The organism is Streptomyces sp. NPDC006393 (assembly GCF_040628575.1).
Taxonomy (GTDB): domain Bacteria; phylum Actinomycetota; class Actinomycetes; order Streptomycetales; family Streptomycetaceae; genus Streptomyces.
Genome location: NZ_JBEXZD010000011.1, coordinates 94,977 through 118,461, shown reverse-complemented (window position 1 = coordinate 118,461; position 23,485 = coordinate 94,977). Strand labels below are relative to the sequence as shown.

At 72.4% G+C, this 23,485-nt stretch carries 26 protein-coding genes and 1 pseudogene; 12 read left to right on the top strand and 15 right to left on the bottom strand.

Annotated features, from left to right (window positions below):
- Positions 1–2: 2 nt before the first annotated feature.
- Together ABZ484_RS08255 and ABZ484_RS08250 are read left to right on the top strand one after the other, a co-directional pair.
- Positions 3–293, top strand: coding sequence for a metalloregulator ArsR/SmtB family transcription factor (locus ABZ484_RS08255; protein WP_358865084.1), 291 nt, complete (start codon positions 3–5; stop codon positions 291–293).
- On the top strand, positions 290–700 hold the full coding sequence (locus ABZ484_RS08250; protein WP_358865083.1) for an SRPBCC domain-containing protein: 411 nt from the start codon (positions 290–292) through the stop codon (positions 698–700). The genes ABZ484_RS08255 and ABZ484_RS08250 overlap by 4 nt, the downstream gene beginning before the upstream one ends.
- Before the next feature lie 20 nt (positions 701–720).
- Here the strand turns inward: ABZ484_RS08250 and ABZ484_RS08245 are convergent, their stop codons facing one another.
- The 3 genes from ABZ484_RS08245 to ABZ484_RS08235 all read right to left on the bottom strand — a co-directional run bounded on the left by ABZ484_RS08245 (position 721) and on the right by ABZ484_RS08235 (position 2,669).
- Entirely contained in the window at positions 721–1,041 is a 321-nt protein-coding gene (locus ABZ484_RS08245) for a hypothetical protein (RefSeq protein WP_358865082.1), read from the bottom strand.
- A 464-nt stretch (positions 1,042–1,505) separates the two neighbouring features.
- Positions 1,506–1,733, bottom strand: a complete 228-nt coding sequence (locus tag ABZ484_RS08240; protein WP_358865081.1) for a hypothetical protein — start codon at positions 1,731–1,733, stop codon at positions 1,506–1,508.
- 117 nt (positions 1,734–1,850) lie between these two features.
- Entirely contained in the window at positions 1,851–2,669 is an 819-nt protein-coding gene (locus ABZ484_RS08235) for a class I SAM-dependent methyltransferase (RefSeq protein ID WP_358865080.1), read from the bottom strand.
- Positions 2,670–2,743: 74 nt separating this feature from the next.
- On the opposite strand from ABZ484_RS08235, the gene ABZ484_RS08230 reads away from it, so the two are divergent.
- Together ABZ484_RS08230 and ABZ484_RS08225 are read left to right on the top strand one after the other, a co-directional pair.
- Complete coding sequence (locus ABZ484_RS08230; protein ID WP_358865079.1) at positions 2,744–3,379, top strand: TetR/AcrR family transcriptional regulator; 636 nt, start codon at positions 2,744–2,746, stop codon at positions 3,377–3,379.
- Between the two features lie 141 nt (positions 3,380–3,520).
- Complete coding sequence (locus tag ABZ484_RS08225) at positions 3,521–4,258, top strand: flavodoxin family protein (protein WP_358865078.1); 738 nt, start codon at positions 3,521–3,523, stop codon at positions 4,256–4,258.
- Positions 4,259–4,332: 74 nt separating this feature from the next.
- On the opposite strand, the gene ABZ484_RS08220 is transcribed toward ABZ484_RS08225, so the two are convergent.
- The gene (locus ABZ484_RS08220; protein ID WP_358865088.1) at positions 4,333–5,403 is read right to left on the bottom strand and encodes a zinc-dependent alcohol dehydrogenase family protein; all 1,071 of its coding nucleotides are present in this window, start codon (positions 5,401–5,403) and stop codon (positions 4,333–4,335) included.
- Positions 5,404–5,520: 117 nt separating this feature from the next.
- Positions 5,521–5,793: an SHOCT domain-containing protein gene (locus ABZ484_RS08215; protein WP_358865087.1), complete on the bottom strand. Its 273-nt coding sequence runs from the start codon at positions 5,791–5,793 to the stop codon at positions 5,521–5,523.
- Positions 5,794–6,040: 247 nt separating this feature from the next.
- Here ABZ484_RS08215 and ABZ484_RS08210 point away from each other — a divergent pair, with 247 nt between their 5' ends.
- On the top strand, positions 6,041–7,066 hold the full coding sequence (locus tag ABZ484_RS08210) for a 6-phosphofructokinase (protein ID WP_358865077.1): 1,026 nt from the start codon (positions 6,041–6,043) through the stop codon (positions 7,064–7,066).
- Positions 7,067–7,169: 103 nt separating this feature from the next.
- On the opposite strand, the gene ABZ484_RS08205 is transcribed toward ABZ484_RS08210, so the two are convergent.
- The 4 genes from ABZ484_RS08205 to ABZ484_RS08190 all read right to left on the bottom strand — a co-directional run bounded on the left by ABZ484_RS08205 (position 7,170) and on the right by ABZ484_RS08190 (position 10,219).
- The gene (locus ABZ484_RS08205) at positions 7,170–8,063 is read right to left on the bottom strand and encodes a universal stress protein (protein WP_358865076.1); all 894 of its coding nucleotides are present in this window, start codon (positions 8,061–8,063) and stop codon (positions 7,170–7,172) included.
- Positions 8,064–8,149: 86 nt separating this feature from the next.
- Positions 8,150–9,226 carry a pyridoxamine 5'-phosphate oxidase family protein gene (locus ABZ484_RS08200; RefSeq protein WP_358865075.1) on the bottom strand — a complete coding sequence of 359 codons (1,077 nt, stop codon included), beginning with the start codon at positions 9,224–9,226 and terminating at the stop codon, positions 8,150–8,152.
- Between the two features lie 111 nt (positions 9,227–9,337).
- The gene (locus ABZ484_RS08195) at positions 9,338–9,751 is read right to left on the bottom strand and encodes a cupin domain-containing protein (RefSeq protein WP_358865074.1); all 414 of its coding nucleotides are present in this window, start codon (positions 9,749–9,751) and stop codon (positions 9,338–9,340) included.
- Positions 9,752–9,898: 147 nt separating this feature from the next.
- Entirely contained in the window at positions 9,899–10,219 is a 321-nt protein-coding gene (locus tag ABZ484_RS08190) for a carboxymuconolactone decarboxylase family protein (RefSeq protein ID WP_358865073.1), read from the bottom strand.
- A 227-nt stretch (positions 10,220–10,446) separates the two neighbouring features.
- Here ABZ484_RS08190 and ABZ484_RS08185 point away from each other — a divergent pair, with 227 nt between their 5' ends.
- Both ABZ484_RS08185 and ABZ484_RS08180 read left to right on the top strand, forming a co-directional pair.
- Complete coding sequence (locus ABZ484_RS08185; RefSeq protein WP_358865072.1) at positions 10,447–11,373, top strand: helix-turn-helix transcriptional regulator; 927 nt, start codon at positions 10,447–10,449, stop codon at positions 11,371–11,373.
- A gap of 280 nt (positions 11,374–11,653) precedes the next feature.
- Positions 11,654–12,223, top strand: coding sequence for a DinB family protein (locus ABZ484_RS08180; RefSeq protein WP_358865071.1), 570 nt, complete (start codon positions 11,654–11,656; stop codon positions 12,221–12,223).
- Positions 12,224–12,257: 34 nt separating this feature from the next.
- Here the strand turns inward: ABZ484_RS08180 and ABZ484_RS08175 are convergent, their stop codons facing one another.
- Genes ABZ484_RS08175 through ABZ484_RS08165 form a run of 3 tightly spaced genes read right to left on the bottom strand, consistent with a single transcriptional unit; the run spans position 12,258 to position 14,508 of the window.
- Complete coding sequence (locus ABZ484_RS08175; protein WP_358865070.1) at positions 12,258–13,115, bottom strand: biotin-dependent carboxyltransferase family protein; 858 nt, start codon at positions 13,113–13,115, stop codon at positions 12,258–12,260.
- Positions 13,112–13,759 carry an allophanate hydrolase subunit 1 gene (locus tag ABZ484_RS08170; protein ID WP_358865069.1) on the bottom strand — a complete coding sequence of 216 codons (648 nt, stop codon included), beginning with the start codon at positions 13,757–13,759 and terminating at the stop codon, positions 13,112–13,114. Before ABZ484_RS08170 ends, ABZ484_RS08175 begins: the two co-directional genes overlap by 4 nt.
- Positions 13,756–14,508 (bottom strand): 5-oxoprolinase subunit PxpA, encoded by a 753-nt coding sequence (locus ABZ484_RS08165; RefSeq protein ID WP_358865068.1) that lies wholly within the window; start codon positions 14,506–14,508, stop codon positions 13,756–13,758. Before ABZ484_RS08165 ends, ABZ484_RS08170 begins: the two co-directional genes overlap by 4 nt.
- A gap of 279 nt (positions 14,509–14,787) precedes the next feature.
- On the opposite strand from ABZ484_RS08165, the pseudogene ABZ484_RS08160 reads away from it, so the two are divergent.
- Both ABZ484_RS08160 and ABZ484_RS08155 read left to right on the top strand, forming a co-directional pair.
- Positions 14,788–15,529, top strand: a pseudogene (locus ABZ484_RS08160) (class I SAM-dependent methyltransferase).
- Between the two features lie 364 nt (positions 15,530–15,893).
- Positions 15,894–16,427, top strand: coding sequence for a hypothetical protein (locus ABZ484_RS08155; RefSeq protein ID WP_358865067.1), 534 nt, complete (start codon positions 15,894–15,896; stop codon positions 16,425–16,427).
- Positions 16,428–16,805: 378 nt separating this feature from the next.
- On the opposite strand, the gene ABZ484_RS08150 is transcribed toward ABZ484_RS08155, so the two are convergent.
- Entirely contained in the window at positions 16,806–17,384 is a 579-nt protein-coding gene (locus ABZ484_RS08150; RefSeq protein ID WP_358865066.1) for a 2'-5' RNA ligase family protein, read from the bottom strand.
- 75 nt (positions 17,385–17,459) lie between these two features.
- The gene (locus ABZ484_RS08145; RefSeq protein ID WP_358865065.1) at positions 17,460–18,608 is read right to left on the bottom strand and encodes a hypothetical protein; all 1,149 of its coding nucleotides are present in this window, start codon (positions 18,606–18,608) and stop codon (positions 17,460–17,462) included.
- 170 nt (positions 18,609–18,778) lie between these two features.
- Here ABZ484_RS08145 and ABZ484_RS08140 point away from each other — a divergent pair, with 170 nt between their 5' ends.
- From ABZ484_RS08140 to ABZ484_RS08130, 3 genes are all read left to right on the top strand, one after another.
- Positions 18,779–20,110 (top strand): erythromycin esterase family protein, encoded by a 1,332-nt coding sequence (locus ABZ484_RS08140; protein WP_358865064.1) that lies wholly within the window; start codon positions 18,779–18,781, stop codon positions 20,108–20,110.
- 68 nt (positions 20,111–20,178) lie between these two features.
- Positions 20,179–20,610 (top strand): DUF2267 domain-containing protein, encoded by a 432-nt coding sequence (locus ABZ484_RS08135; RefSeq protein WP_358865063.1) that lies wholly within the window; start codon positions 20,179–20,181, stop codon positions 20,608–20,610.
- Between the two features lie 190 nt (positions 20,611–20,800).
- Positions 20,801–21,604, top strand: a complete 804-nt coding sequence (locus ABZ484_RS08130) for a VOC family protein (protein ID WP_358865086.1) — start codon at positions 20,801–20,803, stop codon at positions 21,602–21,604.
- 298 nt (positions 21,605–21,902) lie between these two features.
- Here ABZ484_RS08130 and argG read toward each other — a convergent pair whose 3' ends face one another.
- Positions 21,903–23,351, bottom strand: a complete 1,449-nt coding sequence (argG, locus tag ABZ484_RS08125; protein WP_358865062.1) for an argininosuccinate synthase — start codon at positions 23,349–23,351, stop codon at positions 21,903–21,905.
- Between the last annotated feature and the right edge of the window lie 134 nt (positions 23,352–23,485).

Below are 23,485 nucleotides of genomic sequence, written 5' to 3'. Positions count from 1 at the left end.
TTCTGGCCAACCCAGTGCGTCGCAAACTGCTGGAAAGCCTGCGTGAAGGGCCGCGCTCCACGGGTGAGCTGGCCGGGATGTTCGAGCTCGGGAGGCCGGCGGTCTCCGAGCACCTCGCGGTGCTCCGGACCGCCGGGCTGGTGCGCGAGGAGCCGCGTGGCCGGCATCGCTTCTACCACCTCCAGGCGGCCCGGCTGGCCGAGGTGAGCGAGTGGCTGCGGCCGTTCGAGCACTACTGGAACCAGCGCCTGGACGCGCTGGCCGATCTCTTGCACGAGGAGAACGAGAAATGACCGAGCACAACACGATCGAACTCGAGAGGTTTCTGCCCCATCCCCCGGCCGCGGTCTGGAACGCCCTGACCGATCCGGACCTCCACGCCCGCTGGTGGGCCGCGGGGGACGTCAAGCCGGTCGTGGGCCACCGCTTCACTCTCGACATGGGCAACTTCGGCAAGCAGCCCTGCGAAGTGACCGAGGTGGACGAGCAGCGGCTGCTGGCCTACCGCTTCGCCGAGGGCGCGCTCGACACCACCATCACCTGGCGGCTCGAGCCGGAAGGCGAAGGCACCCGTCTGCGCCTGACCCACGCCGGCTTCGACCTCGACTCACCGATGGGCCGACAGGCGTACGAGGGCATGGGCAAGGGCTGGCCCCACGTCCTGGACCGTCTCGCCGGCCTCCTCGGAGAGGCCGCCTGACGCACCCGCCGTTCCCACGCCTACCGGGCGGTGCCGGCGAACAGTGCCAGCTGGTCCTTGACCCAGGGGTCGAACACTGCCAGCCGCTTCGCGGCCGCGGGCTCGAACATCGCCAGCTGGCCCGCGACCCAGGCGTCCGGGAGCCGGTGGGTGAGGTTGGAGTTGTGGTGATGGCGGCAGCCGTGACCCGAGCCGGTGTTCACCGTGGTGATCCCGGCGGGGACGTCCCGGGCGGTGTGAGCGGTGGCCGCCGTCGCGGAGCCGCCCGCGGCGAGCAGGGCCCCTCCGGCGACCGTGGCGGACACGCCCGCGGTGGCGATCCGACGCATCAGCTTCTTCACGGTGTTCCCTCCTCCTTGGGCCGGAAAGCATCAGGTCGGCGCGCCTACCCGCCCGCACACGTCACACACCGGCCGCGGCGGAGAATCTCGCTCCCGATGTGCGACCCTCGCCGGGCCGACGAGCGGGACGCCGGCTTCGGCCGACGCGATGGCCGAGGGGAATTCAGACGCGGGATCCGGACGTGAGATTCGGACGGGGAATTCAGCCACGACGCACACGCCCGCCGGCCCTCACCCGGCCGGTCGTCTGCCGGGCGGCCCCTGCCCAGGGCGCAGAGTGCGGGGGCCGCCCGGGCCTCACGGTCCTGTCACAGCGCAAGGCACTACGACGCTAAAATCCCCGCTCCCGGTCGCGCCCGCCGAGCGCCCCGCCCGGGTGAAGAAGACCACCCCGTTCGCCCCGGCCCCGTGTCTCGGACGGTCAGGCGTACCGCATGCCGGCCGGCGCGAGAATCGTTCCCTCTCTACTCCGTCGAGTCCTCCCAGTGGAAGGAGGCGAGGGCCGAGCCCTGCCCGAGCGCACCGGGTCTCTCCGGTTCCGGGTCGTCGTCCTGCCGTCGGCGGGCCAGGTGTCCGAGGGCGACGAGCGCGCCGAGCAGCAGGCCGACCAGGCAGACCGTGACGACCGCGAGCAGAGCGACGCCGAGCAGGCCGTATCCGGTCAGGGTCGCCACGAGGCCCACCGGGTTCATGCATCCACATGCCAGCATGACGACACGGTCCCGGCCGGCGGCCCGGCCGTGTCGGCATGTGGCCGATCGGTGTTCCGGATGTGCCCATGCCGCAACACGGTTCGGTCGGACGCGTGTTCAGGAGGGCCCGGTGCGTACGGCGGTCGCGGACAGGGTGGTGTAGGTCATCGTGAAGCGTCCGCCCAGGGAGTCGACCGCGCTCCCGACCGCGTCCAGTATCCCGGCCAGCTGATCGGGGCGGAGCCCGGTGAGGCCGCCGGTGGTGGGCAGCAGGTCCAGCCACTGATCGCGTGTGTAGGACCGCTCCCAGTCGAATCGCCACTGTTCGACATCGGTGAACTGTCCGGTTTCCCGGATCTTCTCCGCGCACTTGGCGTAGACCGCCTGGTAGGCGTCGAGCGGTCGGCGGGCCGGCCCGCCGTTGAACGGGGAGTCGGGCACCACCCGCCGGAAGGCGGCGGCGAACGGCTCGCCCACCTCGGGGGGCGGCTCGTACACGTGCCCGAAGATCGCCAGCCGTCCTCCCGGACGCAGCACCTGTGCCGCCTTCACGGCTCCCGCGACCGGGTCCACCCAGTGCCACGACTGCGCGGCGACGACCGTGTCGAACGTCCGACCCTCCGGCCGCCAGGCTTCGAAGGTCGCCGTCTCGACTCGCAGGCCACGGGCTCTGGCGAAGTCGGCCATGCGCGCGTCGGGCTCGACGCCGAGCACGGCGCAGCCCGCGGCCTGGAACTGGCGGGCCGCGATGCCGGTGCCGCAGCCGACGTCCAGGACGTCGGGCCCGGGGCTTGCGGCGACGATCCGCGCCACCAGGGCATCGGGGTAGCCGGGCCTAGCGCGGTCGTAGCGTCGGGCGTCCACGCCGAACGACTCGGCCATCCGGCGGGCTTCGTGCGGCAGCGCGGGGGAAGGCTCCTGCGATGAAGTGGGCATGCGCCCACCCTAATGGGCAAGCGCCCACTGGACAATCGATACGATGCCGGGGCGACGCACGAGAGGATCTGCGAGTGCCGACTGGGGTGCACCTGCGCGATGCGCGACAGCAGCTGTTCGACGCTGCCGAACGCGTGCTTCTGCGCGCCGGACCGAGCGGGCTGACCAGCCGGGCCGTCACCGACGAGGCAGGCTGCGCCAAGGGCGTCCTGCACCGGCACTTCAGCGACTTCGACGCCTTCCTCGCCGAACTCGTGCTCGACCGGGCCGCGCGGCTCGAGGCACAGGCGAGCGCGTTGCGCGAGTGCGTCGGCGCCGGCACCGTCGCCGGCAACCTCACCAAAGCGCTGACCACGCTGTTCGGCCCGGTTCCCGTGGCGATCATCCCGCTGATCACTTTCAGGGACGAGTTGCGCGGACGGCTGCGTCGGGCCCGGCCCGGCGGTGGCATCGCGATCCTCGCCGAGGCCACCACCGCGATCTCCGCCTATCTGGCCGACGAGCGTGCCCGTGGCCGCATCGCGGCCGACGCCGACATCGACGCGCTCACCCTCTCCCTCGTCGGTGGCGGGCATCTCCTGTTCGCGGACCGCGACCCCGGCCCGCCGACCACGGCGGTCGTCGACAGGTTCGTGACATCGGTCATCGCCGACGCCGTGCACCGGCGACCGGACCGGGACGCGGGACGGCACGCCGGCGACCGCGTCTGAACACGAGGGCCACCGCAAGCACCCCCCAGGGGCCATTCGGATGCCTCGCGGTGGCGCCTGCCGAGGGCCGCCCACACGCTGGAGCCGGACGTGAACGCTCCGCCGCGCCCGGTGCGCGGCAGCAGGCTCCTGGAGGACTGTGTGACTGCCCCGTCGCCCGCCACCGACGCGCCGCCGGCCCGGTACGACGACCTGCGCGCACTGGTGTTCAACTGCACCTTGAAGCGCTCACCGGAGACGAGCAACACCCAGGGGCTGATCCACCGCAGCACCACCATCATGGAGGCCCAAGGGGTGCACGTCGACGTGGTGCGGGCGGTGGATCACGACATCGCCACCGGTGTGTGGTCCGACATGACCGAGCACGGCTGGGCGTCGGACGCCTGGCCGGAGCTGTACCGGCAGGTCCTGGCGGCGGACATCCTCGTGCTGGCCGGCCCGATCTGGCTGGGCGACAACAGCTCCGTGATGAAGCAGGTGATCGAACGCCTCTACGCCTGCTCCAGCCTGCTCAACGAAGCCGGGCAGTACGCCTATTACGGCCGCGTCGGCGGCTGTCTGATCACCGGCAACGAGGACGGCGTCAAGCACTGTGCCATGAACGTCCTCTACAGCCTCCAGCACCTGGGATACACGATCCCTCCCCAGGCGGACGCCGGATGGATCGGCGAGGCGGGTCCCGGACCGTCCTATCTCGACCCCGGCTCCGGCGGGCCGGAGAACGACTTCACCAACCGCAACACCACCTTCATGACCTGGAATCTCCTCCACCTGGCCCGGGCGCTGAAGGACCTCGGCGGCATCCCCGCCTACGGCAACCAGCGCACGGCCTGGGACGCCGGCTGCCGCCACGACTACGAGAACCCCGAGCACCGTTAGACCCGGGGCCTCGGCAACGGGCGCGGCCTCAGGGGCCACGGGGACGACTTCAGGCCTCGGCCACGGGGACGTCCTCAGGCCTCGGCCACGGGGACGACCTCGCGCTGGGGACCGCCGAGCACCACCTTCAGCGCGCCCGTCTCGGCGGCGTGGGCGAAGACGTCGTACGCCTCCTCGATGCGCTCCAAGGGGAAGGTGTGGGTGATCAGTTGGGAGGCGGGCAGCCGGCCCGTGGCGGCCATCTTCAGCAGCGTGGGCGTGGTGCGGGTGTCGACGAGGCCGGTGGTGATGGTCACGTTCTTGATCCACAGTTCTTCCAGGTGCAGGGTCGCGGGCGTGCCGTGCACCCCGGCGTTGGCCACATGGCCGCCGGGCCGCACCATGCGCGTGCACAGCTCGAAGGTCTCCGGCACGCCCACGGCCTCCACCACGACGTCCGCGCCGAGTCCTCCGGTGAGGTCGTCGACCAGTTGCTCGGGCTCCTCGCGGGCATCGGCCACGGCCTCGGCGCCCAGCTTCCGCGCGGCCTCCAGACGAGCCGGGGCCAGGTCCACGGCGATGACGCGCTCGGGTGCGAACAGCCGTGCGGTGGCGATGGTCGCGAGACCGACGGGACCGGCCCCGACCACGACGACGGTGTCCCCGGGCCGCACCCGTCCGTTGAGCACGCCGACCTCGTAGGCGGTGGGGAAGATGTCCGCCAGCAGCACCGCCTCCTCGTTGGTGACGGCGGCGGGCAGCGCGTGCACCGACAGGTCGGCGAACGGCACCCGGACGAACTCCCCCTGTGTGCCGTCGACGGTATGGCCGAGAATCCAGCCTCCGCCGCCCAGGCACTGGCTGTACATGCCCTCCCGGCAGAAGCGGCACCGGCCGCAGGCGCTGATGCAGGACACCAGCACCCTGTCCCCCGGCTGTACGGTGCGCACGTCGGCGCCCACCTCGACGATCTCGCCGACGGCCTCGTGCCCCAGCACCGTGCCCGGACGCACCTCCGGGACGTCGCCCTTGAGGATGTGCAGATCCGTGCCGCAGATCGTGACGGTGTCGACGCGCACGACGGCATCGGTCGGTTCCTGGACGTCCGGGTCGGGAACCTCCTCCCAGGCGGCCTGTCCGGGACCGTGGAAGACATAGCCCTTCATACCGATCACCAGCCTCCTGTCATCCGGCCTTGTCGCCGGGTTCCCCCTCCGGGCGAATTGCCGACGCGGGTCCGGGTCGTCGGTGTGCGTGCCGGTGGTGCGGGCGTGCGGCGGGGTTCAGCGCCCGGGCCATCCGGAGCCCTGCCGGAGGACGTCCAGCCGGCGCCGGTACTCGTCCTCGTCGATCTCGCCGCGGGCGAAACGTTCGGCCAGCACCTGTTCGGGGGTGGGGCGTCCGGTACCGCCGTGCGCCCGCGACTGTCCGCCGCCGCGGTTCAGTGTGCGGAAGAGGAGCACACCGACGGCGATCAGCAGCACCCAGAACAACAGCATCCCCAGGCTCATGGCGAACCAGCCCCAACCGGGCGCGCCGTGCGGGAACCAGAACATCGTCACCACCCACTTCCTGGCGCACTCCCACCGCCTGGCGCACTCCCACCGCCTGGCGCCCGGCCGCCGCCTCGCGCGGCAGAAGTCCCCACTGCCACGGTCGCACCGCCCACGGTGCCGCGCGAGTGGCCGCGGCGGATCGAACGGAGGGAGGCTGGAGGAAGGCGACCGAGGTGGTCCGGCAGCTGGTCCCGATCGCCGAGAGGGCCGTGAGCAGACCGGCTGGCCGACGGAGAGGAGGCAGCTCATGAAGGTCGGAGTGCTGACCGGCGGCGGTGACTGTCCCGGCCTGAACGCCGTGATCCGCAGTGTCGTCCGCAAGGGCGTCCAGGAATACGCCTTCGACTTCGTCGGGGTGCGGGACGGCTGGCTGGGCCTGCTCCAGAACGCCGTGGTTCCGCTGGACATCCCCGCCGTGCGCGGCATTCTCCCCCGCGGCGGGACCATCCTCGGCTCCTCCCGCACCAACCCGTTCAAACACGAGGACGGGCTGCGACGCGTACGGGACACCCTGGCCGCGCACGACGTCGACGCGCTGGTGGTGATCGGCGGTGAGGACACGCTCGGCGTGGCGACCGAGCTGAACGCGCGGGGAGTCCCACTGGTCGGCGTACCGAAGACCATCGACAACGACGTCTCCGGCACCGACTACACCTTCGGCTTCAACACCGCCGTGGGTATCGCGACCGAGGCCATCGACCGCCTGCACACCACCGCCGAGTCGCACATGCGCACGCTGGTGGTGGAGGTGATGGGGCGGCACTCGGGCTGGATCGCCCTGCACGCCGGGATCGCGGGCGGCGCCAATGTGATCCTCGTCCCGGAGCGGCCGTTCGACCTCGACCAGGTCTGTGAACAGGTCAGGAGCCGATTCGAGATCAACTACGCGCCGATCGTCGTGGTCGCCGAGGGCGCCGTCCCCAAGGAGGGGCAGATGGTCCTCAAGGACCAGTCGCTGGACGAGTTCGGGCATGTGCGGCTGTCCGGCATCGGCGAGTGGCTGGCCCGGCAGATCTCGGACCGCACCGGGAAGGAGGCCCGGACCACGGTCCTGGGCCACGTCCAGCGCGGCGGCACACCGAGCGCCTTCGACCGATGGCTGGCCACACGCTACGGGTTGCACGCCATCGAGGCGGTCAAGGACGGTGACTTCGGCGTCATGGTCGCCCTGCGCGGCACCCGGATCGTCCGCATCCCCCTGGCCGAGGCCACCGCGCAGGCCAAAGTGGTCGATCCGTCGCTGTACGACGAGTTCGAGGTGTTCTTCGGCTGACGCGGCCCCCGCTGCGGCTCCCACCTGCGAGGCGCCTGCGAGGCGTCTGCGAGGCGTCTGCGAAGAGTCTGGGAGGCGCCTGTGAGGTGCGACCGCTCGGCTGTCATCCGGCATGCGGTACGACCGCCACCGGGCAGCGGGCGTGGTGCAGCACGGCGTGCGTGATGGGGCCCAGCCGGCCTTCACCCGCACGCGCCCGCGGGTCGGTGCTTCGGCCGACGACGAGCAGAGCCGCGCCCTGGGACGCGTTGAGGAGCGCCTGAGCCGGATGCAGCAGCAGGACATCGGCGCGGGCCGCGACGTGCGGGTACTTCTCGCGCCAGGGGCGCAGCGCGTCGGTGAGCCGCAGGACCTCCTGGTCCTCCCAGGTGGCGCGGTCCTCCTCGGTCACCACCAGGGTCTGCGCGGAGACGGCCTCGGCGGGCAACGCCCATGCCCGGACCACCCGCAGGCCCGCTCCCCGGGCCTCGGCGGCCGAGAACGCGAAGTCCGCCACCTCACCGACCGGGCGGTGCGCGTCGAACCCCATCACGACCTGGTCCGCGCCATGTGCCGCCCGGGGCCCTTCCCCGTAGACGCCGGGCTGTTCGGGAACCAGCACGACAGGGCAGGGGGCCGCCGCCGCGACGCGCAGCGCGACCCGGCCGACCGCCAGACCGTCGAACCCGCCCGTGCCGCGCGTCCCGACGACGAGGAGCCCGGCATCACGGGCCGCGGCGAGAAGGGCCGCGGCCGGGTCGTCATCGGTCTGCTCGCACAGCACCTCCACGTCCGGACAGCGGTCGCCGAAGTCGGCGGCCACCCGCCGGAGCATCCGCGCACCCAGGTCATGCAGTCGGTCAGCGGCCGTGGCCGGTAGGGCAGGGCCGGGCAGCGGTGGGGACGCATGCAGCAGGCGGAGCGGAACACCGCGCGACGCGGCCTCCCGCGCCGCCCAGCACGCGGCCGCCAGACCGCGTTCGGACCCGTCGACACCCGCCAGCACCGGCTGACTCATCACGTCCTCCTTCGCCCTGCCGGAGCCCTGGCCGGCCACACGCCCGTGTCCCTCGCGTCGCCACTGTTCGGCCCTTGCCCCCGGCCTCACCGGTCGGCGGCTGTGATCCGGCGCCCTGTCAGACGGGTGAGAGGCACTTTCACCCAGATCAGGCGCGAGCCGCCCGCCCATGGTTCGGAGTAGGCCCGCTCCTCCAGCCGGCGGACCATGTCCGGGTCGTCGACGACCTCGGCACGGCCCACCGCGAGCACGCTCCAGCCCTGGCTCATCGCCTCGTCGAGGTGGTCGACCTCGAAGGCGACGTCGGAGCCGACGGCCCTGGCGGGGGCGGAGCCGGGCACGCTGCGGAAGAAGAGGGCCTCGCCCAGCACGTCGTAGTTGACGGGGAACGCGACGGGCCCGTCCGGACCGGTGAACGCGATACGTCCCACTCCGTGCGTGGACAGCAGCGCCCGGCACTCGTCCCGGCTCAGATCCGTCAGCCGTGGGTGCAGCAGCGCCCGTCCCTGTCCCGGCGGGTACTCCTGGTCGCCGCCCCGCAGCGACAGGAGTGTGGTGCCGAGCGCGTCGGCCAGTCGCAGGATGGTGGTGATGCCCGGCTCCGACGGGTGCTGTTCGAGATAGGAGAGGTAGTGCGGCGACATACGGGCACGGCCGGCCGTCTCCTCCAGGCTGAGTCCCTGACGCCGGCGGGCCGCCGCCAGACGCCGTCCGAAGTCCCCCGGCCTCCCTGCCGGACCGACGGCGGGTGCCGCGGGAGCCGGCCCACTGGCCAGGGCCCCTTCCGGGCCCGCGCGCCGGGCCTCCCCCTCCCGGCCCCTGTCCCGGGCGTCCCCCTCCCGGCCCAGGTGCTGGACGTCCCCCTCCCGGCTCAGGTGCTGGACGTCCCCCTCCCGGCTCAGGTGCCGGACGTCCCCCTCCCGGCTCAGGTGCCGGACGTCCCCCTCCCGGCTCAGGTGCCGGACGTCCCCTTCGTGGCCCAGGTGCTGGACGTGGGCGTCCGGTCCCGGAAAGACCAGCGAGACCTCGCCCGTGTCCGACCAGCGCACGTCGTAGGGCGGTGTGCCGTCGTCGTGGTGCAGGCCGACGATCTCGCCGTCGCGCCGGGTGACCCCGGTGACCGGGCTTTCCACGACCAGTCGATCACCTAGCTGAGCACGCATGGTCATGCCTTCCCTCAGGCGTCCGTCTCCCAGAATCACCCGCGCCCGTCGCCCGCACCAACGGACCCCGGATCACCAGGCCCTCCGGACCACCTGGGTACCGCCGTGCCGTCAGCGTCCGACGGCGGCGAGCGCCGCGGCGTACTGCTCGTCGGTGACCGGTTCCAGCCAGGTGGTGCCGTCGCCGGCGCCGTCACCGACGACCATGGCGATGTGGGCCATGAGGTGGGTGTCGGTGGCGCCGTGCCAGTGCTCCTCGCCGGCCGGGCACCTGACGGTCTCGCCGGCGCTCACCCGGACGACGTCGCCGTCGCGGGTGCCGACCAGGCCGACACCGTCGGTGATCCGCAGGACCTGGCCCAGGGCGTGGGAGTGCCAGTGGGTGCGGGCGCCGGGGGTGAAGCGCACGAGACCCGCGGCCAGGCGGGCCGGCTCGGTGGGAACCGAGATCAGGTCGAGGTAGACGTCGCCGGTGAAGCGTTCCGCCGGGGCCTTGAGGGTGGGGGTGTCGGTGAGGTGTTCCACGTCTGAGATTCCTTGATCGAGCTTGGGCGGTGGGCGCGGTGCGGTGCCGTAGTGCGGTGCCGGGGTGCCCGGGTGCCGGGGTGGAGGTGGTGCGAGGGTGGCGGTGGCGCCGAGGCGGCGGTGGTGCCGAGGTCGCGGTGGCGCCGGTCAGGCGCCGCGCTCGTCGGCGATCTGCTTCAGCCGGGTGATCGCGGTCATGGCGTTGGGCCAGCCCGCGTAGAAGGCCAGGTGCGTGATCGCCTCGGACAGCTCCTCGACGGTCAGCCCGTTGTCCAGGGCCACCCAGAGGTGGTGGCCGAGTTGCTCGCCGCGGTACAGGGCGGCCAGCGCGCTCACGGTCACCAGGCTCCGGTCCCGCGGCGACAGCCCCGGCCGCTGCCAGACGTCACCGAAGAGAACCTCGTCGGTGACCTCGACGAGCCTGGGCGCGATCCCGGCCAGCTCCCGGGGTGCGGACTGCTGCGGCATACGAACGACTCCTTGGTCATGGATCACATCGGGACGGGCCGCCACGACCACTGTGCGGCGGGGGCGGCCTTCCGGCAGCCGCCGGCGCCCGTGTCCCGGGCTCTCCGGTGGGCACGGCCGCTGCCGCTATCGACAAAACCGCAGGTCGATGCGGCGAAGAAGGGTCTGCCGTGCCAGGTACTGACAGGACCCCCCAGAGGTGGACCGTCCGGCCTAGCCTGGAATCCGTGACCACGCAGAGCGACATCCGAGCGTTCCTGGCCTCCCGCCGCGCCAGGATCACCCCACGGCAGGCGGGTCTGCCGGCCTACGGCGGCAACCGGCGCGTGCCGGGCCTGCGCCGCGAGGAAGTCGCCCTGCTCGCCGGTGTCAGCATCGACTACTACGTACGCCTGGAACGCGGGCATCTCGCCGGCGCCTCCGAGGAGGTACTCGACGCCGTCGCGAACGCCCTCCAGCTCGACGACGCCGAACGCGCCCACCTCCACGACCTGGCCCGCGCCGCCGCCAGGCGCCCGGTCCGCCGTACCAGACGGGTCCACGGGCCGCTGCCGGACAGCGTGCTGCGCGTGCTGCGCTCCATGACCGACTCCCCGGCCTTCATCCGCAACGGCCGCCTGGACATCCTGGCCACCAACACCCTCGGCCGCGCGCTGTACGACCCGCTGTTCCCCGACGGCACCGCTCAGACGGTCAACATCGCCCGCTCGCAGTTCCTCGTGCCGGGCGGCCGTGACTTCTTCCCCGACTGGGAGGAGTCCGTGAACACCACCGTCTCGCTGCTGCGCACCGAGGCCGGCCGCGCCCCGCACGACACGGAGCTGACGGGACTCATCGGCGAACTCGTCACCCGCAGCGAGGAGTTCCGCGTCGCCTGGGCCCGGCACAACGTCCGTCTGCACCACACCGGCCGCAAGTCCTTCAGGCACCCCGCCGTCGGCGTCCTCACCCTCGACTTCGACGCCATGGAGCTGCCCGCCCGGCCCGGCCTGACCCTCACCGCCTACAGCGCCGCCCCCGGCACACCCGACCACGACGCCCTGCGGCTCCTGGCCGCCTGGGCCGCGACCGAGGGCACCCGGCCCACCGGCAGTCCCGCCGCGTCCGGCCCGCGCGACCGGCCTGCCGCCGGTCCGCGCGGCCGCGGCAAGTGAGACTCCCCGTGCGGGAGTTCGGTGTGATGTTGGCCCCCGCGTGGTCCGCCGTCCCGGGACCGGCGGACCAACGCCTCGGTGGGCGCTGCCGCGGGGTAAACGGAACCTAACCCTCCGGCCGCCGGAACGGAACCCCCATAGATGTGTGGCGCAGCTCATATCGATCGGCCGGGCCGGCGAGGAGAAGGTTCCTCGATCATCGCCTTTAGGTCAGGACCTGACCGCTTGTACGGCTAGCGTCTTCCTCACCAGAGCAACCCACTCCCGGAAGGCGACGACGATGACCGAGACCACGCCCGTCCATGAGCACGCCACCCGCGACCTCGGCGAGGCACAGCCCGTCACCGGCGAGCGTGCCGACCTGCTGGAGACGCTGGCCAAGCACCGGCAGTTCCTGCGTTTCACCACCCGTGACCTCGACGACGAGCAGGCCGGGCGCCGGACCACCGCCAGTGAGCTGTGTCTGGGCGGCCTGATCAAGCACGTCACCGCGGTCGAGCGGAACTGGGCGCGGTTCATCGTGGAGGGCCCTTCGGCGATGGGCGACTTCACCGCCATGACCGAGGCCGACTGGGCCCGGCGGGTCGACGAGTTCCGGATGCTGCCCGGCGAGACGCTGGCCGGCGTTCTGGACGACTACGCCGAGGTGGCCGGCCGGACCGATGAACTGGTCCGCACCCTGCCCGACCTGAACGCCGCGCACCCGCTGCCGAAGGCCCCGTGGTTCGAGCCGGACGCGCGGTGGTCGGCCCGCCGGGTGCTGATGCACATCATCGCGGAGACCGCGCAGCACGCCGGCCACGCCGACATCATCCGCGAGTCCCTGGACGGCGCCAAGAGCATGGGGTGACGTCCGCTCGCCGCCGGGAAGGACCGCCGGCCGGTCATCCCTGCGTGAAGCGTACGGGCGTCCCCGCGCGGGCCTGCGCCGCCTGGGCGAGGGCGGCTTCCACGACCACTGCGATCACCGGGTAGCCGCCCGTCGTGGGGTGGTCGTGGAGGAACACCACGGGGCGCCCGTCCGGGGGTACCTGGACCGCGCCGAGGACCATGCCCTCGCTGGGCAGTTCGCCCGTCGTCCGGCGTTCCAGCGCCGGCCCCTCGGTGCGCAGGCCGATGCGGTTGCTGTGCGGGGACACACGGTAGGTCGCCGAGGTGAGGGTGCGCAGCGCCGCCGGGGTGAACCAGTCGGCGCGGGGACCGGGCCGGAGCGGCAGCACCAGTGCGGCGGGCGGCGCGGACCAGGGGGCGGCGGAGGGGAGCGCCGGCTGCCGGACGGGGGCGCCCAGCGGGAGGACGTCCCCGTCGCGCACGGGCGCCGGGCCGAGCCCGGAGAGCAGGTCGGTCGAGCGGCTGCCGAGGACCGGCTCGGTGGCGATGCCCCCGGCGACCGCCACGTACGAGCGCACCCCGGCGGTCACCGTACCCACGTTGAGCACCGCCCCCGCGGGCACCCGTACCGGCGCGCCCCAGGCCACCGGGCGGCCGTCGACGGTCACCGGGCAGGGCGCACCGCCGACCACGACGGTGACGCCGTGGTCGGGTCGCAGGGCGCAGCCGGTCAGGGTGGTTTCCAGGACGGCGGCGCCGGGGTCGTTGCCGAGCAGCCGGTTGGCGAGCGCCATCGCGGGTGCGTCCAGGGAGCCGGAGCGCGGAACGCCCAGGTGGGCGTGCCCGTGGCGGCCGGAGTCCTGGACCGTGGTGAGGGCGCCGGAGCGTACGACGGTGAGTTCTGCGCTCACGCCGCACCGTCCTCGGGGACGAACCGCACGCGTGTTCCCGGTGTGAGAAGGGCGGGTTCGTCGCGGGTGAGGTCCCACAGGGGTGCCGGGTCCGGCATGGTGCCGATGAGCTGCCAGCCGCCGGGCGTGGCGCGGGGGTACACCGCGCTGTAGGGACCCGCGAGTGCCACCGCTCCGGCCGGCACCCGGGTCCGCGGTGTGTCGCGGCGCGGGACGTGCAGGTGCGGGGGCAGTCCGGTGAGGTAGCCGAAGCCGGGCGCGAAACCGCAGAACGCGACCCGGTACGTGTACGAGGAGTGCCGGGCGGCGACCTCCTCGGGGCCGATCCCCCACAGGGCGGCCACGCGGGTCAGGTCGGGGCCGTCGTAGCGCACGTGTATCTCCACCGCTCCCCCGTCGTCGGGGAGGCGGGGCGGCACGTGCCAGTCGGCGAGGCGGCGGGCCAGGTCCCCGGGGTCGGGCACTCCGTCCAGCAGGACGGTGCGCGCCCCCGGCACGATCTCCGCGACCGGCGGCAGGGTTCCCGCGGCGCGGCGGCGCAGCAGTTCGGCGTGGAAGGCCGCGGTGCGCTCGGCGTCGGGCAGTTGGACGAGCAGCGCGTGCCGCCCGGCGGGCCGCAGTTGGAGCGACCGGTCCTCCGTCATGCGAAGGCCTCCACGCCCACCCCCGCCGTCCGGAGCGCCTCGCGCACGCGGGCGGCGATCCGGGCCGCGCCGGGGGTGTCGCCGTGCAGACACAGCGAGCGGGCGGCGACCTCGACGGTCGTACCGTCCATGGCCTCGACCGAGCCCTTCACCGCGAACTCCAGCGCGCGCCGGACGACCGTGTCGCCGTCGCTGATCACGGAGTTCGCCTCACGGCGTGGTACGAGCGTGCCGTGCGGGGTGTAGGCGCGGTCGGCGAAGGCCTCGGGTACGCCGGTGAGTCCCGCCTCCTCGGCGGCGGCGAGCAGATGCGATCCGGGCAGCCCGAGCACGGGCAGTCGCCCGCCCGCCAGTTGGACGCCGGCCACCACGGCGGCGGCCTGCTCGGCGTCGTGGACGGTGCGGTTGTAGAGGGCGCCGTGCGGTTTGACGTAGGCGACCTCGGCGCCGGCGGCCTCGGCGAACACCCGCAACGCCCCGATCTGGTAGGCCGTCTCGGCCGCCAGTTCGTCGCCGGGTACGTCCATGGCGCGTCGGCCGAAGCCGGCCAGGTCGCGGTAGGACACCTGCGCTCCGATCCGTACGCCCCGCTCGGCGGCGAGATCGCAGACGCGGCGCATCACCGAGGGGTCGCCCGCGTGGAAGCCGCAGGCGACGTTGGCGCTGGTGACGACGGAGAGCAGGGCGTCGTCGTCGGTGAGGCTCCAGCGGCCGAAGCCCTCACCGAGGTCTGCGTTGAGGTCGATCACGATCCTGAACGTAGACGATTGTTGAACGATCCGACAAGACCTCGATTCCGTGTTCCGTGACACCGTCGCGAACTCACCCCTTGTCCGGCCATCCGGCGATCCCCGTGGCGGCGCTCGACCCGCGAGAGGAATCGCCCAGGACCGCACAGGATCTTCGTGGCTTCTGCCACTGAGACGGCCTGCCGGGGTGCGGCAAGACTGCCCGTCAGGGGCCGCGGCGTGTCCGGTGAGCGGGCGCCGGGGCCGAGGACATGACGACGTACAGGGAAGGACCGCACGGTGAGCGTGCAGCAGTACGACGAGATCGGTGAGGCGTTCGAGGGCTTCAAGTCCCTGCCGCTGGCGCACTACGCCGAGGTACCCGGCTTCCTGGCCATGGTCGGGGACGTACGCGGCAAGTCGGTGCTCGACCTGGCCTCCGGCACCGGGTTCTACAGCAGGGAGTTCAAGCGGCGCGGTGCCGCGGACGTGCTCGGCGTCGACATCTCCGGTGGAATGGTCGCCGCGGCACGGGAGTCGGAGGAACGCGATCCGCTGGGGGTGCGCTACGAGGTGGGCGACGTGGCGGAACTGCGGCCCCTCGGGCGGCGCTTCGACGTCGCCACGGCCGTCCAGCTGCTCAACTACGCCGAGGGCACGGCCGCCATGGAGCGGATGTGCCGTCACGTGCACCGGAGCCTGGTGCCCGGCGCCGAGTTCTTCGTGCTCGCCCAGACACCCGACTACCGCTTCGACGGGCCGCCCCTGGACAAGTACGGGTTCCGCTGTGAGCCGACCGGCGAGGAGGCCGAGACCGGACCGCGGGTCCGCGTCACGGCGCTGCTCGACCCGCCGATCGAGTTCGTCACCACCTGCCCGCGCCGCGAGGTCTACGAACACTGTCTGCGGACGGCCGGATTCGGCGAGGTGACCTGGGTCCCCCCTCACGGTGTCCGACGCCGGCATGCGCGCCTTCGGCCCGGAATTCTGGGCGGACCTCCTCGCCAACCCTCCGCTGGAGATGCTGCGCTGCCGCGCCTGAGGCCCACCCGGACGTGACCGGCGCGTGCCCATGGCGCCGGTCACGGAGTGACCTGCGAGAACGTCCGCTGACCACATGTCAAGCAGCGACTCGCCGTCCGTTGCGATGCCCCGACCGTCGCGAGGGGTGAGGCGGCGTCAGAAGATCACCTCTAAGGGCTAATTGTCATTCAATCTGCCAGGTCAGCCACGAGTTTGATCCTCAGTCAGCTCTTCCCGGGGTCCCTCCAGGTACCCCGATCGGCCCTCTGGGGCCGGGACTCCGGATGCGCCCGATATGACAGGTATGAGTGGTGTTAGTACGTTCAATCTCGCGTCGGCTGCACAGCCGATCCCTCTCTCTGAGTTGAGACAGGAGAAGCGACATGATCATGACCCGCTCCAACGCCATCACCGCGGCCGTCGCCGCCGCAGCGGCCCTGGCCGCCACCGGCATCACCTACGCGGCAGCCGCCCCCGCGCCGGAGGCCGCCCCCGCCGCCGCCGTCCAGCAGGTGCCCGTCCAGGCACCCATGGGCGGCGAGACCGGAAACAACAACAACAGCAAGGGCAACGAGGGCAACAACGACCACGGCGACCGCGGCGGCAACCGCCACCGTGACTACGGGTGGATCCACATCAACGAGCGGTCCTACTCCGCCCACCCGAGCGGCTGCGTCACCGTGGTCAGCGGTCTCGGCTCCAACAGCCTCAACATCCGCAACGACAGCAAGAGGACCGTCGAGGTCTTCCGCGGGGTCACCTGCGACAACGGCGCCCCCATCGCCACCGTCGGCCCGCACAGCGAGAGCAACGGCGTGCGCCCCGGCTGCGTCAAGGACGGCCTGAAGGTCAAGGACGGCGTCGTGGCCAGCTTCCGGGTCGTGGAGCGCCACAAGGGTGACAGGGGCGACTACTGAGACCCGCCCCGCCACGTCCATCGCGCGGAACCCCGGCCCGCCGTAATCGGGCCGGGGCCCCGCGACAGGGCACATGACACAGAACCCCGGCCTGCCGTAATCGGGCCGGGGTTCTCGTCCGCGACTCGGCCCGGGGGCAACCCTCCTCGGGAATGCCCGGACCCGGCCGACGCCCGACGTTCTCGCGCCCGCAACGCCATCCTAGAGCCGGACAGCGGGCCCGTCGCGCCCGCTTCGGCCGTTTTCCCCACTCGTCGGCTCACCCACCCGGCGAGTTCTGCTGGAACACGCCCCGTTGGTGCTTGACAGCACCAGTCGCCACTGTCCCCCCACCGGTCATGGGCCACGCCCGATCGAGTGAGGTGAGCGACGGCCCGGTCACCGGCGGCTGAGGAGGCCGCTGCCCAGGGCGACGGTAGCGCGGACGCGCATCGGCCCGTCTTCCCGGCGGGAGAGCAGCACCACCTCGGTGACCTCGGCGGACAGCGTGCCCAGCCGGGCGGTGCACTCGGCGGCGAGCTGCCTGGGCTGCCGGGTCCGGCCCAGGGACAGATGCGGGGTGAACTCGGCGAAGCGGCCCGCGCAGCGCGGGAACCGCTCGACGAGGCCCTGATGGAGGCGGGCCCACGGCGCCGTGCCGGCCGCGGCCGGGTCGAGCCAGACGGTGGCGTACGCCCGGTGGCGGAAGAATCGCACCCCGGCCAGCCGCGCGGCGAACGGCGGGATCTCCGCCACGGCCGCGGACAGCAGCGGTGCCGCCCGCCCGAACTCCTCCTCGGGGACGAATCCGAACAGCACGTTGACGTGGGGCGGCCAGCGTCGCACCTGCGGGTCGTGCTCCCGGCGGATGTCCTGGATCGGGGCCCACAGTTCCGGCGGCGGGAGCCACGCCACCGCCGTCCGCGGCGTCGGCGCGACATCCAGGGCCAGGGTGGTCGCACCGGGCTGCCTTCCCATACCGTCATCCTCCGCCGCCGACGTCTTCCAGCGTCGCCCAGGGCCTTTCGTTCGGCCGGATCCAAACGCAAGGCCCTAGAGCAGGACCAGATCCGCGACATCCCGGTAGCGCAGCACGACGCCGACCCCGTCGGCCAGGGGCGTGTCGTCGTCGGCCGGCAGCACGACCAGTTCGGCTCCGGTGCGCAGGGCGGCGTGCAGCAGTGCCGTGTCGGCCGGTTCCTCTCGCAGCCCGCTCGCCCCGAACACCTCCAGCTCCGCTGCCGACAAGGCGATCTGGTTCGGCTCCGTGGCCGTCCAGAGCCGCTCGGGCAGGGCCGTGGGCGGCCGGACGAGCACTGCTCGGGCCTGGCCTCGCCGCAAGGCGCTGACGACGGCTCCGGTGCCCTCCGACCTCGCGGGGTGCCGGGCCCGCTGGGCGTGGAAGACGTCCATGTGACGCCGGTCGGCCTTGCTCAGCCGCCCGTGCAGCACATCGGCCACGTGTTCTTCGACGAGAGCGCGGCCGTCACCGCCGCGGATCCCGGTGTCCGGATCGTCCTCGACCACGGTGAGGCTGTTCTGGAGGTCGATGGGCAGCCGGTTGACGAGGACGCCGGACAGCCATGCGTCACCGGTGTCCCGGCGCAGTACGACGGTCTCGGCCTGGTTCCGCTCGGCCAGGTCCGCCAGCTCGGCGGCGTGGCGGCGGGCCGCGTGCTGCCACTCCTCCAGCGGCACCAGATGCGTCGTGCGCGGTCCCGGGGTGGTCCTGCTCGTGGGCCAGCGCCCGGCCTCGTAGGCGATCAGGACCTGGTCCACCGGGCCCTGCCCGTTCTCCTGGCCGGTGCTGCGGGGCTGGACGGTGCGGGTCACCGCGACGGCCAGGTACGCGATGTCCGGCGCGTGCTGGAGGGCGAGGGGCATGGCGTCGGGCAGTCCGCCGTACCGGGCGGTGTCCCGTGCGGGCGGTACGGGCAGTTCGTCGGTCAGGGCGATGTGCCCACGGGTGGCGAAGAGGGCCTGTCCGTGCGGGCCGGGAAGATCACGGTCCGTTGCGACCGCGGCCTCGAGCGCGGCGACGGTGGCCGGGTCGGCGCCCTGGGCTCGCAGGACGTCGCGCTGGTGCCGCCAGCGCAGGCCGATGGCCCGGTCGGGGTCGTCGATGTCCCGGGAGGTGTCCAGGTAGGCGCTGGCCCAGGGACCGGGCTCCTCGGCCAGCGGATGCAGGAACGACAGTTTCATGTCGCACCACCGTCGGTCGGCTCTCCGTCCGTCGCCGTGTGACACCCGTGCGGGTACCCGGCCCGCACGGGTGTCACCCACCCCACTGACGGGCGAAACGGCTGCTCGGGGGCCGTTTCGGGTGCGGTACGGCGGGAACCCGGCGGGGACTTAGCGGAAGGGGAGACGCCGTGCCCGACACCTATCCGGCCCGCATCAGAGACCAGGCGCTGCCCCTGACGGACGAGGCGTCCCTGGACCCGCTGATGGAGCGCATCGGCGACGCCCGCTACGTGCTGCTCGGCGAGGCGTCCCACGGCACCGCCGACTACTACCAGGTGCGTGACGTGCTGACCCGCCGGCTCATCGAGGAGAAGGACTTCTCCTTCGTCGCGGTCGAGGGCGACTGGCCGGACTGCCAGGCCGTGCACCGTTCCGTGGTCGCCGCGCCGGGCGCGCCCGAGGATCCCGTCGAGGTGCTGGAGGGTTTCGGGCGCTGGCCGACGTGGATGTGGGGCAACACCGACGTGGCGGCCTTCACCCGGTGGCTGCGCCGGCACAACGAACAGCGGCCGGAGGGACGGCGCGTGGGCTTCTTCGGGCTGGACGTGTACAGCCTGTGGGAGTCGCTGGACGCGGTGCTCACGCATCTGCGCGAGCACGACCCCGACCGGGTGGAACACGCCCTGGAGGCGTACCGCTGCTTCGAGCCGTACACCGAGGACCCGCAGTCCTACGCGCTGGCCACCCGCTATGTGCCCGAGGGCTGTGAACCGCAGGTCGTCTCACTGCTGACGGAGCTGCGGCGGCGGTCCACGCGGGCGGTCACCGCGGACGGTGCGCTCACGGAGTTCGCCGCCCGGCAGAACGCCGAGGTGCTGGCCGGTGCCGAGCGCTACTACCGGGCCATGCTCGACAGCGGGCCGGAGTCCTGGAACATCCGCGACCACCACATGGCCGACACCCTGGACCGGCTCATGGAGCACCACGGCCCCGACGCCAAGGCGGTGGTGTGGGAGCACAACACCCACATCGGCGACGCCCGCGCCACGGACATGGCCGACACCGGCCTGGTCAACGTCGGTCAACTGGTGCGGGAACGCCATATGGGCAGGGGCGTGGTACTGGTCGGCTTCGGCTCTCACTCCGGCACCGTGATCGCCGCGGACACATGGGGCGGTGCGCCCAGGATCATGGAGGTGCCGCCGGCCCACGCCGGAAGCCTGGAGGATCTGCTGCACCGGGCGCTGCCCGGTGGGCGGGCGCTGTTCGTCTTCCCGCACGTGCAGTTCCAGCGGCCGCCGGCCGGCGGCCGGGGCGAGTGGTTCCATGAAGAGCACGGGCACCGCGCGATCGGCGTGGTCTACCGGCCGCGGTTCGAGCAGGTGGGCAACTACGTCCCCACCGTGCTGGCCCAGCGCTACGACGCCTTCTGCTACCTCGACCGCACCCACGCGCTCACGCCGCTGCACCCCGTGGCCGCCGAGAGCCGGGAGGAGCAGACCTGGCCCGTGGGCGTCTGACGCCGGATCCCGGCGAGCATCGGGCATCCGCGTTCCACACTTTGCAGGCATACCGGAAGGGAAGATCCATGCCCCCCTCTACCCGCCCACCCGACTTCGAGCACGCCATCCACAGCGCGAACATCTGGCTCAAAGCGGTGTCGGAGGCCCTGGGAACGGAGGACCGCCACCTCGCCCACCGGATTCTGCGCGCCTGGCTGCACACCTTCCGTGACCGGCTCACCGTCGACGTGGCCGCGCACTTCGCCGCCCAGCTCCCCGAGCTGCTGCGAGGCGGCTACTACGACGGCTGGGATCCCAGCGTCGTACCGGTCAAGTACGGCCGCGAGGGCTATGTGGACCGTTTCGCGCAGGAGGCCAAGGTCTCCGCCGAGGACGTCTCCCGGTTCGCCCCCGCGATCACCATGGTCGTACGCGATCACGTCTCGCCCGGGCACCTGGAATCGGCGTTGGAGCAAGTCCCGCACGACATTCGCGCGTTGCTGCTCCAGCCGGCCTGACCGACCGCCGGCACGACGGGCGCGCATCGCGAGGTGTGCGGCATCGACACCGGCGTGCGGACGTGGGACCGAGCCGGTCCTCCGGGCGGGGCCGAGGCCGACGGGCAGGCGAGGTGCGGGACCACAACTCAGGTTGGACACTGACGTCAGAGCAGTGGCTGTCGGTGCACGAGACCAGGGCGCGATGACCATGAACCACGGCACGACACACTCCTTCGGCGGTGCGGACGTCGTCTACACGGATTCCGTGTTCGGCGCGCCCTGCTGGGTGAGCCTGACCAGTCGCGACCTCAGCGCCACGCAGGACTTCTACAGCGCCGTTCTGGGCTGGCAGTGGCGCGGCGCCGGACTGGGCGACCGCTTCCGGACCGCGCTGGTGGACGGGGTGCCCGTCGCGGGGGTCGCCGGGGTGGCCAGCATGTGGCAGATGGCCGTTGCCTGGATGCCGTACTTCGCCGTGAGCGACGCCGATGTGGCCGTGGCCCGCGTCCGGGAGCGCGGCGCGACCGCGGCGGTGGGGCCCATCTCCCTGCCTCCGGGAAGGGCGGCGCTGCTCGCGGACCGCGACGGGGCCGCGTTCGGCATCTGGCAGGGAAAGCTCGTCACCGAGTGGGAGGCGTGGCGGCAGGCGGCCTTGACATTCATCAGCCTGCACACCCGTGACGCCTTCGAGGCCGCCATCTTCTACGGCGAGATCCTCGACTGGGCCTCGGGACTGCCCGGCTGCTGCGAGGTCGAGTACGCCGGGGGCCAGGTGTTGTTGCGCAGCCGGGGCGACGTCGTGGCCCGCATCGAGTCGGGAGCGGTGGACATGCCGCCCGACCCCTCGGTCCGGCCGCACTGGCAGGTCCACTTCACGGTGGCCGACGTGGAACCGTGCGTCCGGGCCGCGGAGAAGCACGGCGGCAGCGTCCTGGAGGAGGGCGAGGGCGAGGCCGTGCTGCGCGATCCCGACGGCGCCCAGTTCACGGTGGCCTCGCGTCGGCAGCGCTGAGCACCCCGGGTACGTGGCCGTCCGCCGGGTGCCCATGCACGGGCGACGAAGGAGATGTCGGCCGTGGGCGCGACCGTCCGGCCCGGCCGGGTGGCGGGCGTCCACGTCGGGGTGCACTGAAGTGTCCTGGACGTCTTCGCGCTGACCAGCCGCTCCTCGGGCGGGTGCGGCAGTCCTCGCCGGCCGGTGCAGCAGGAGCTGCGCTGCTGCACCGGGGGCGGGCGTGCGGCCGGGACCTGTGCGGTGTCGTACGACCAGGATGTGCATTCGGTGTCGTACGACCAGGACCTGTGCGGCGTCAGTCCGTGCCGGACTCCATCGCGGCGCGGTCCAGCATCGTCTCCTCGGCCGCGGCCTCGCCGCGCGAGGCGATCACTTCGGCGCCGCCCTCGGGCATGGCGCCGATCAGGCCGGTCGAGGCGGCCTGCGCGGCGCCGATCGGAGTGGGGTGGCCGGTGCCGACCATGCCCAGGCCCGCGTACTGCTCCAGCCGTGCGCGGGAGTCGGCGATGTCCAGGTTCCGCATGGTGAGCTGACCGATCCGGTCCACCGGACCGAACGCCGAGTCCTCTGTGCGCTCCATGGACAGCTTGTCCGGGTGGTAGCTGAGCGCCGGGCCACGGGTGTCGAGGATCGAGTAGTCCTCGCCGCGCCGCAGCCGCAGGGTCACCTCGCCGGTGATCGCCGCGCCGACCCAGCGCTGGAGGGACTCGCGCACCATCAGCGCCTGCGGGTCCAGCCAGCGGCCCTCGTAGAGGAGGCGGCCCAGGCGGCGGCCCTCGGTGTGGTAGGCGGCCACGGTGTCCTCGTTGTGGATCGCGTTGACCAGGCGCTCGTAGGCGATGTGCAGCAGGGCCATGCCGGGCGCCTCGTAGATGCCGCGGCTCTTGGCCTCGATGATCCGGTTCTCGATCTGGTCGGACATGCCGAGCCCGTGCCGGCCGCCGATGGCGTTGGCCTCCAGGACGAGGTCGACCGGGGTGGCGAACTCCTTGCCGTTGACGGTGACCGGGCGTCCCTGGTCGAAGCCGATCGTCACGTCCTCGGTGGCGATCTCCACCGCCGGGTCCCAGAACCGCACGCCCATGATCGGGTCGACCGTCTCGATGCCGGTGTCGAGGTGCTCCAGGGTCTTGGCCTCGTGGGTGGCGCCCCAGATGTTGGCGTCCGTCGAGTACGCCTTCTCGGTCGGGTCCCGGTACGGCAGCCCGTGCTCGAGCAGCCACTCCGACATCTCCTTGCGGCCGCCCAGCTCGGTCACGAAGTCGGCGTCCAGCCAGGGCTTGTAGATCCGCAGGTGCGGGTTGGCGAGCAGGCCGTACCGGTAGAACCGCTCGATGTCGTTGCCCTTGAACGTGGAGCCGTCGCCCCAGATCTGCACCCCGTCCTCCAGCATCGCCCGCACCAGCAGCGTGCCGGTCACGGCGCGCCCCAGCGGGGTGGTGTTGAAGTACGGCCGCCCGCCGGACTTGATGTGGAACGCGCCGCAGGCGAGCGCCGCCAGTCCTTCCTCGACCAGCGCGGCCCGGCAGTCGACGAGCCGGGCGATCTCGGCGCCGTACGTCGTGGCACGCCCGGGCACGGAGGCGATGTCGGGCTCGTCGTACTGGCCGATGTCGGCGGTGTACGTGCAGGGGACGGCGCCCTTGTCACGCATCCAGGCGACGGCGACCGAGGTGTCGAGACCACCGGAGAAGGCGATGCCGACGCGCTCGCCGACGGGGAGGGAAGTGAGGACCTTGGACATAGCAAGACTATGCACCAGTTCGCATTTTCATGCAACACCGTCGAGGGGAGGACGTCACTCGTTCGACCGCACCGGAGTGCGGCGCCCGTCGGCGAGCGGTCGACTGTAGGCAGTCCTCCGCACCCGTGAAGGCA

Coding starts and splice junctions, on each gene's coding strand:
- ABZ484_RS08235 (WP_358865080.1), bottom strand. CDS start 2,669: ATGCCCACTTCATCGCAGGAGCCTTCCCCCGCGCTGCCGCACGAAGCC.
- ABZ484_RS08130 (WP_358865086.1), top strand. CDS start 20,801: ATGAACCACGGCACGACACACTCCTTCGGCGGTGCGGACGTCGTCTAC.
- ABZ484_RS08220 (WP_358865088.1), bottom strand. CDS start 5,403: ATGAAGGGCTATGTCTTCCACGGTCCCGGACAGGCCGCCTGGGAGGAG.
- ABZ484_RS08155 (WP_358865067.1), top strand. CDS start 15,894: ATGATCATGACCCGCTCCAACGCCATCACCGCGGCCGTCGCCGCCGCA.
- ABZ484_RS08190 (WP_358865073.1), bottom strand. CDS start 10,219: ATGCCGCAGCAGTCCGCACCCCGGGAGCTGGCCGGGATCGCGCCCAGG.
- argG (WP_358865062.1), bottom strand. CDS start 23,351: ATGTCCAAGGTCCTCACTTCCCTCCCCGTCGGCGAGCGCGTCGGCATC.
- ABZ484_RS08135 (WP_358865063.1), top strand. CDS start 20,179: ATGCCCCCCTCTACCCGCCCACCCGACTTCGAGCACGCCATCCACAGC.
- ABZ484_RS08240 (WP_358865081.1), bottom strand. CDS start 1,733: ATGAACCCGGTGGGCCTCGTGGCGACCCTGACCGGATACGGCCTGCTC.
- ABZ484_RS08210 (WP_358865077.1), top strand. CDS start 6,041: ATGAAGGTCGGAGTGCTGACCGGCGGCGGTGACTGTCCCGGCCTGAAC.
- ABZ484_RS08150 (WP_358865066.1), bottom strand. CDS start 17,384: ATGGGAAGGCAGCCCGGTGCGACCACCCTGGCCCTGGATGTCGCGCCG.
- ABZ484_RS08180 (WP_358865071.1), top strand. CDS start 11,654: ATGACCGAGACCACGCCCGTCCATGAGCACGCCACCCGCGACCTCGGC.
- ABZ484_RS08145 (WP_358865065.1), bottom strand. CDS start 18,608: ATGAAACTGTCGTTCCTGCATCCGCTGGCCGAGGAGCCCGGTCCCTGG.
- ABZ484_RS08170 (WP_358865069.1), bottom strand. CDS start 13,759: ATGACGGAGGACCGGTCGCTCCAACTGCGGCCCGCCGGGCGGCACGCG.
- ABZ484_RS08215 (WP_358865087.1), bottom strand. CDS start 5,793: ATGTTCTGGTTCCCGCACGGCGCGCCCGGTTGGGGCTGGTTCGCCATG.
- ABZ484_RS08200 (WP_358865075.1), bottom strand. CDS start 9,226: ATGCGTGCTCAGCTAGGTGATCGACTGGTCGTGGAAAGCCCGGTCACC.
- ABZ484_RS08250 (WP_358865083.1), top strand. CDS start 290: ATGACCGAGCACAACACGATCGAACTCGAGAGGTTTCTGCCCCATCCC.
- ABZ484_RS08205 (WP_358865076.1), bottom strand. CDS start 8,063: ATGAGTCAGCCGGTGCTGGCGGGTGTCGACGGGTCCGAACGCGGTCTG.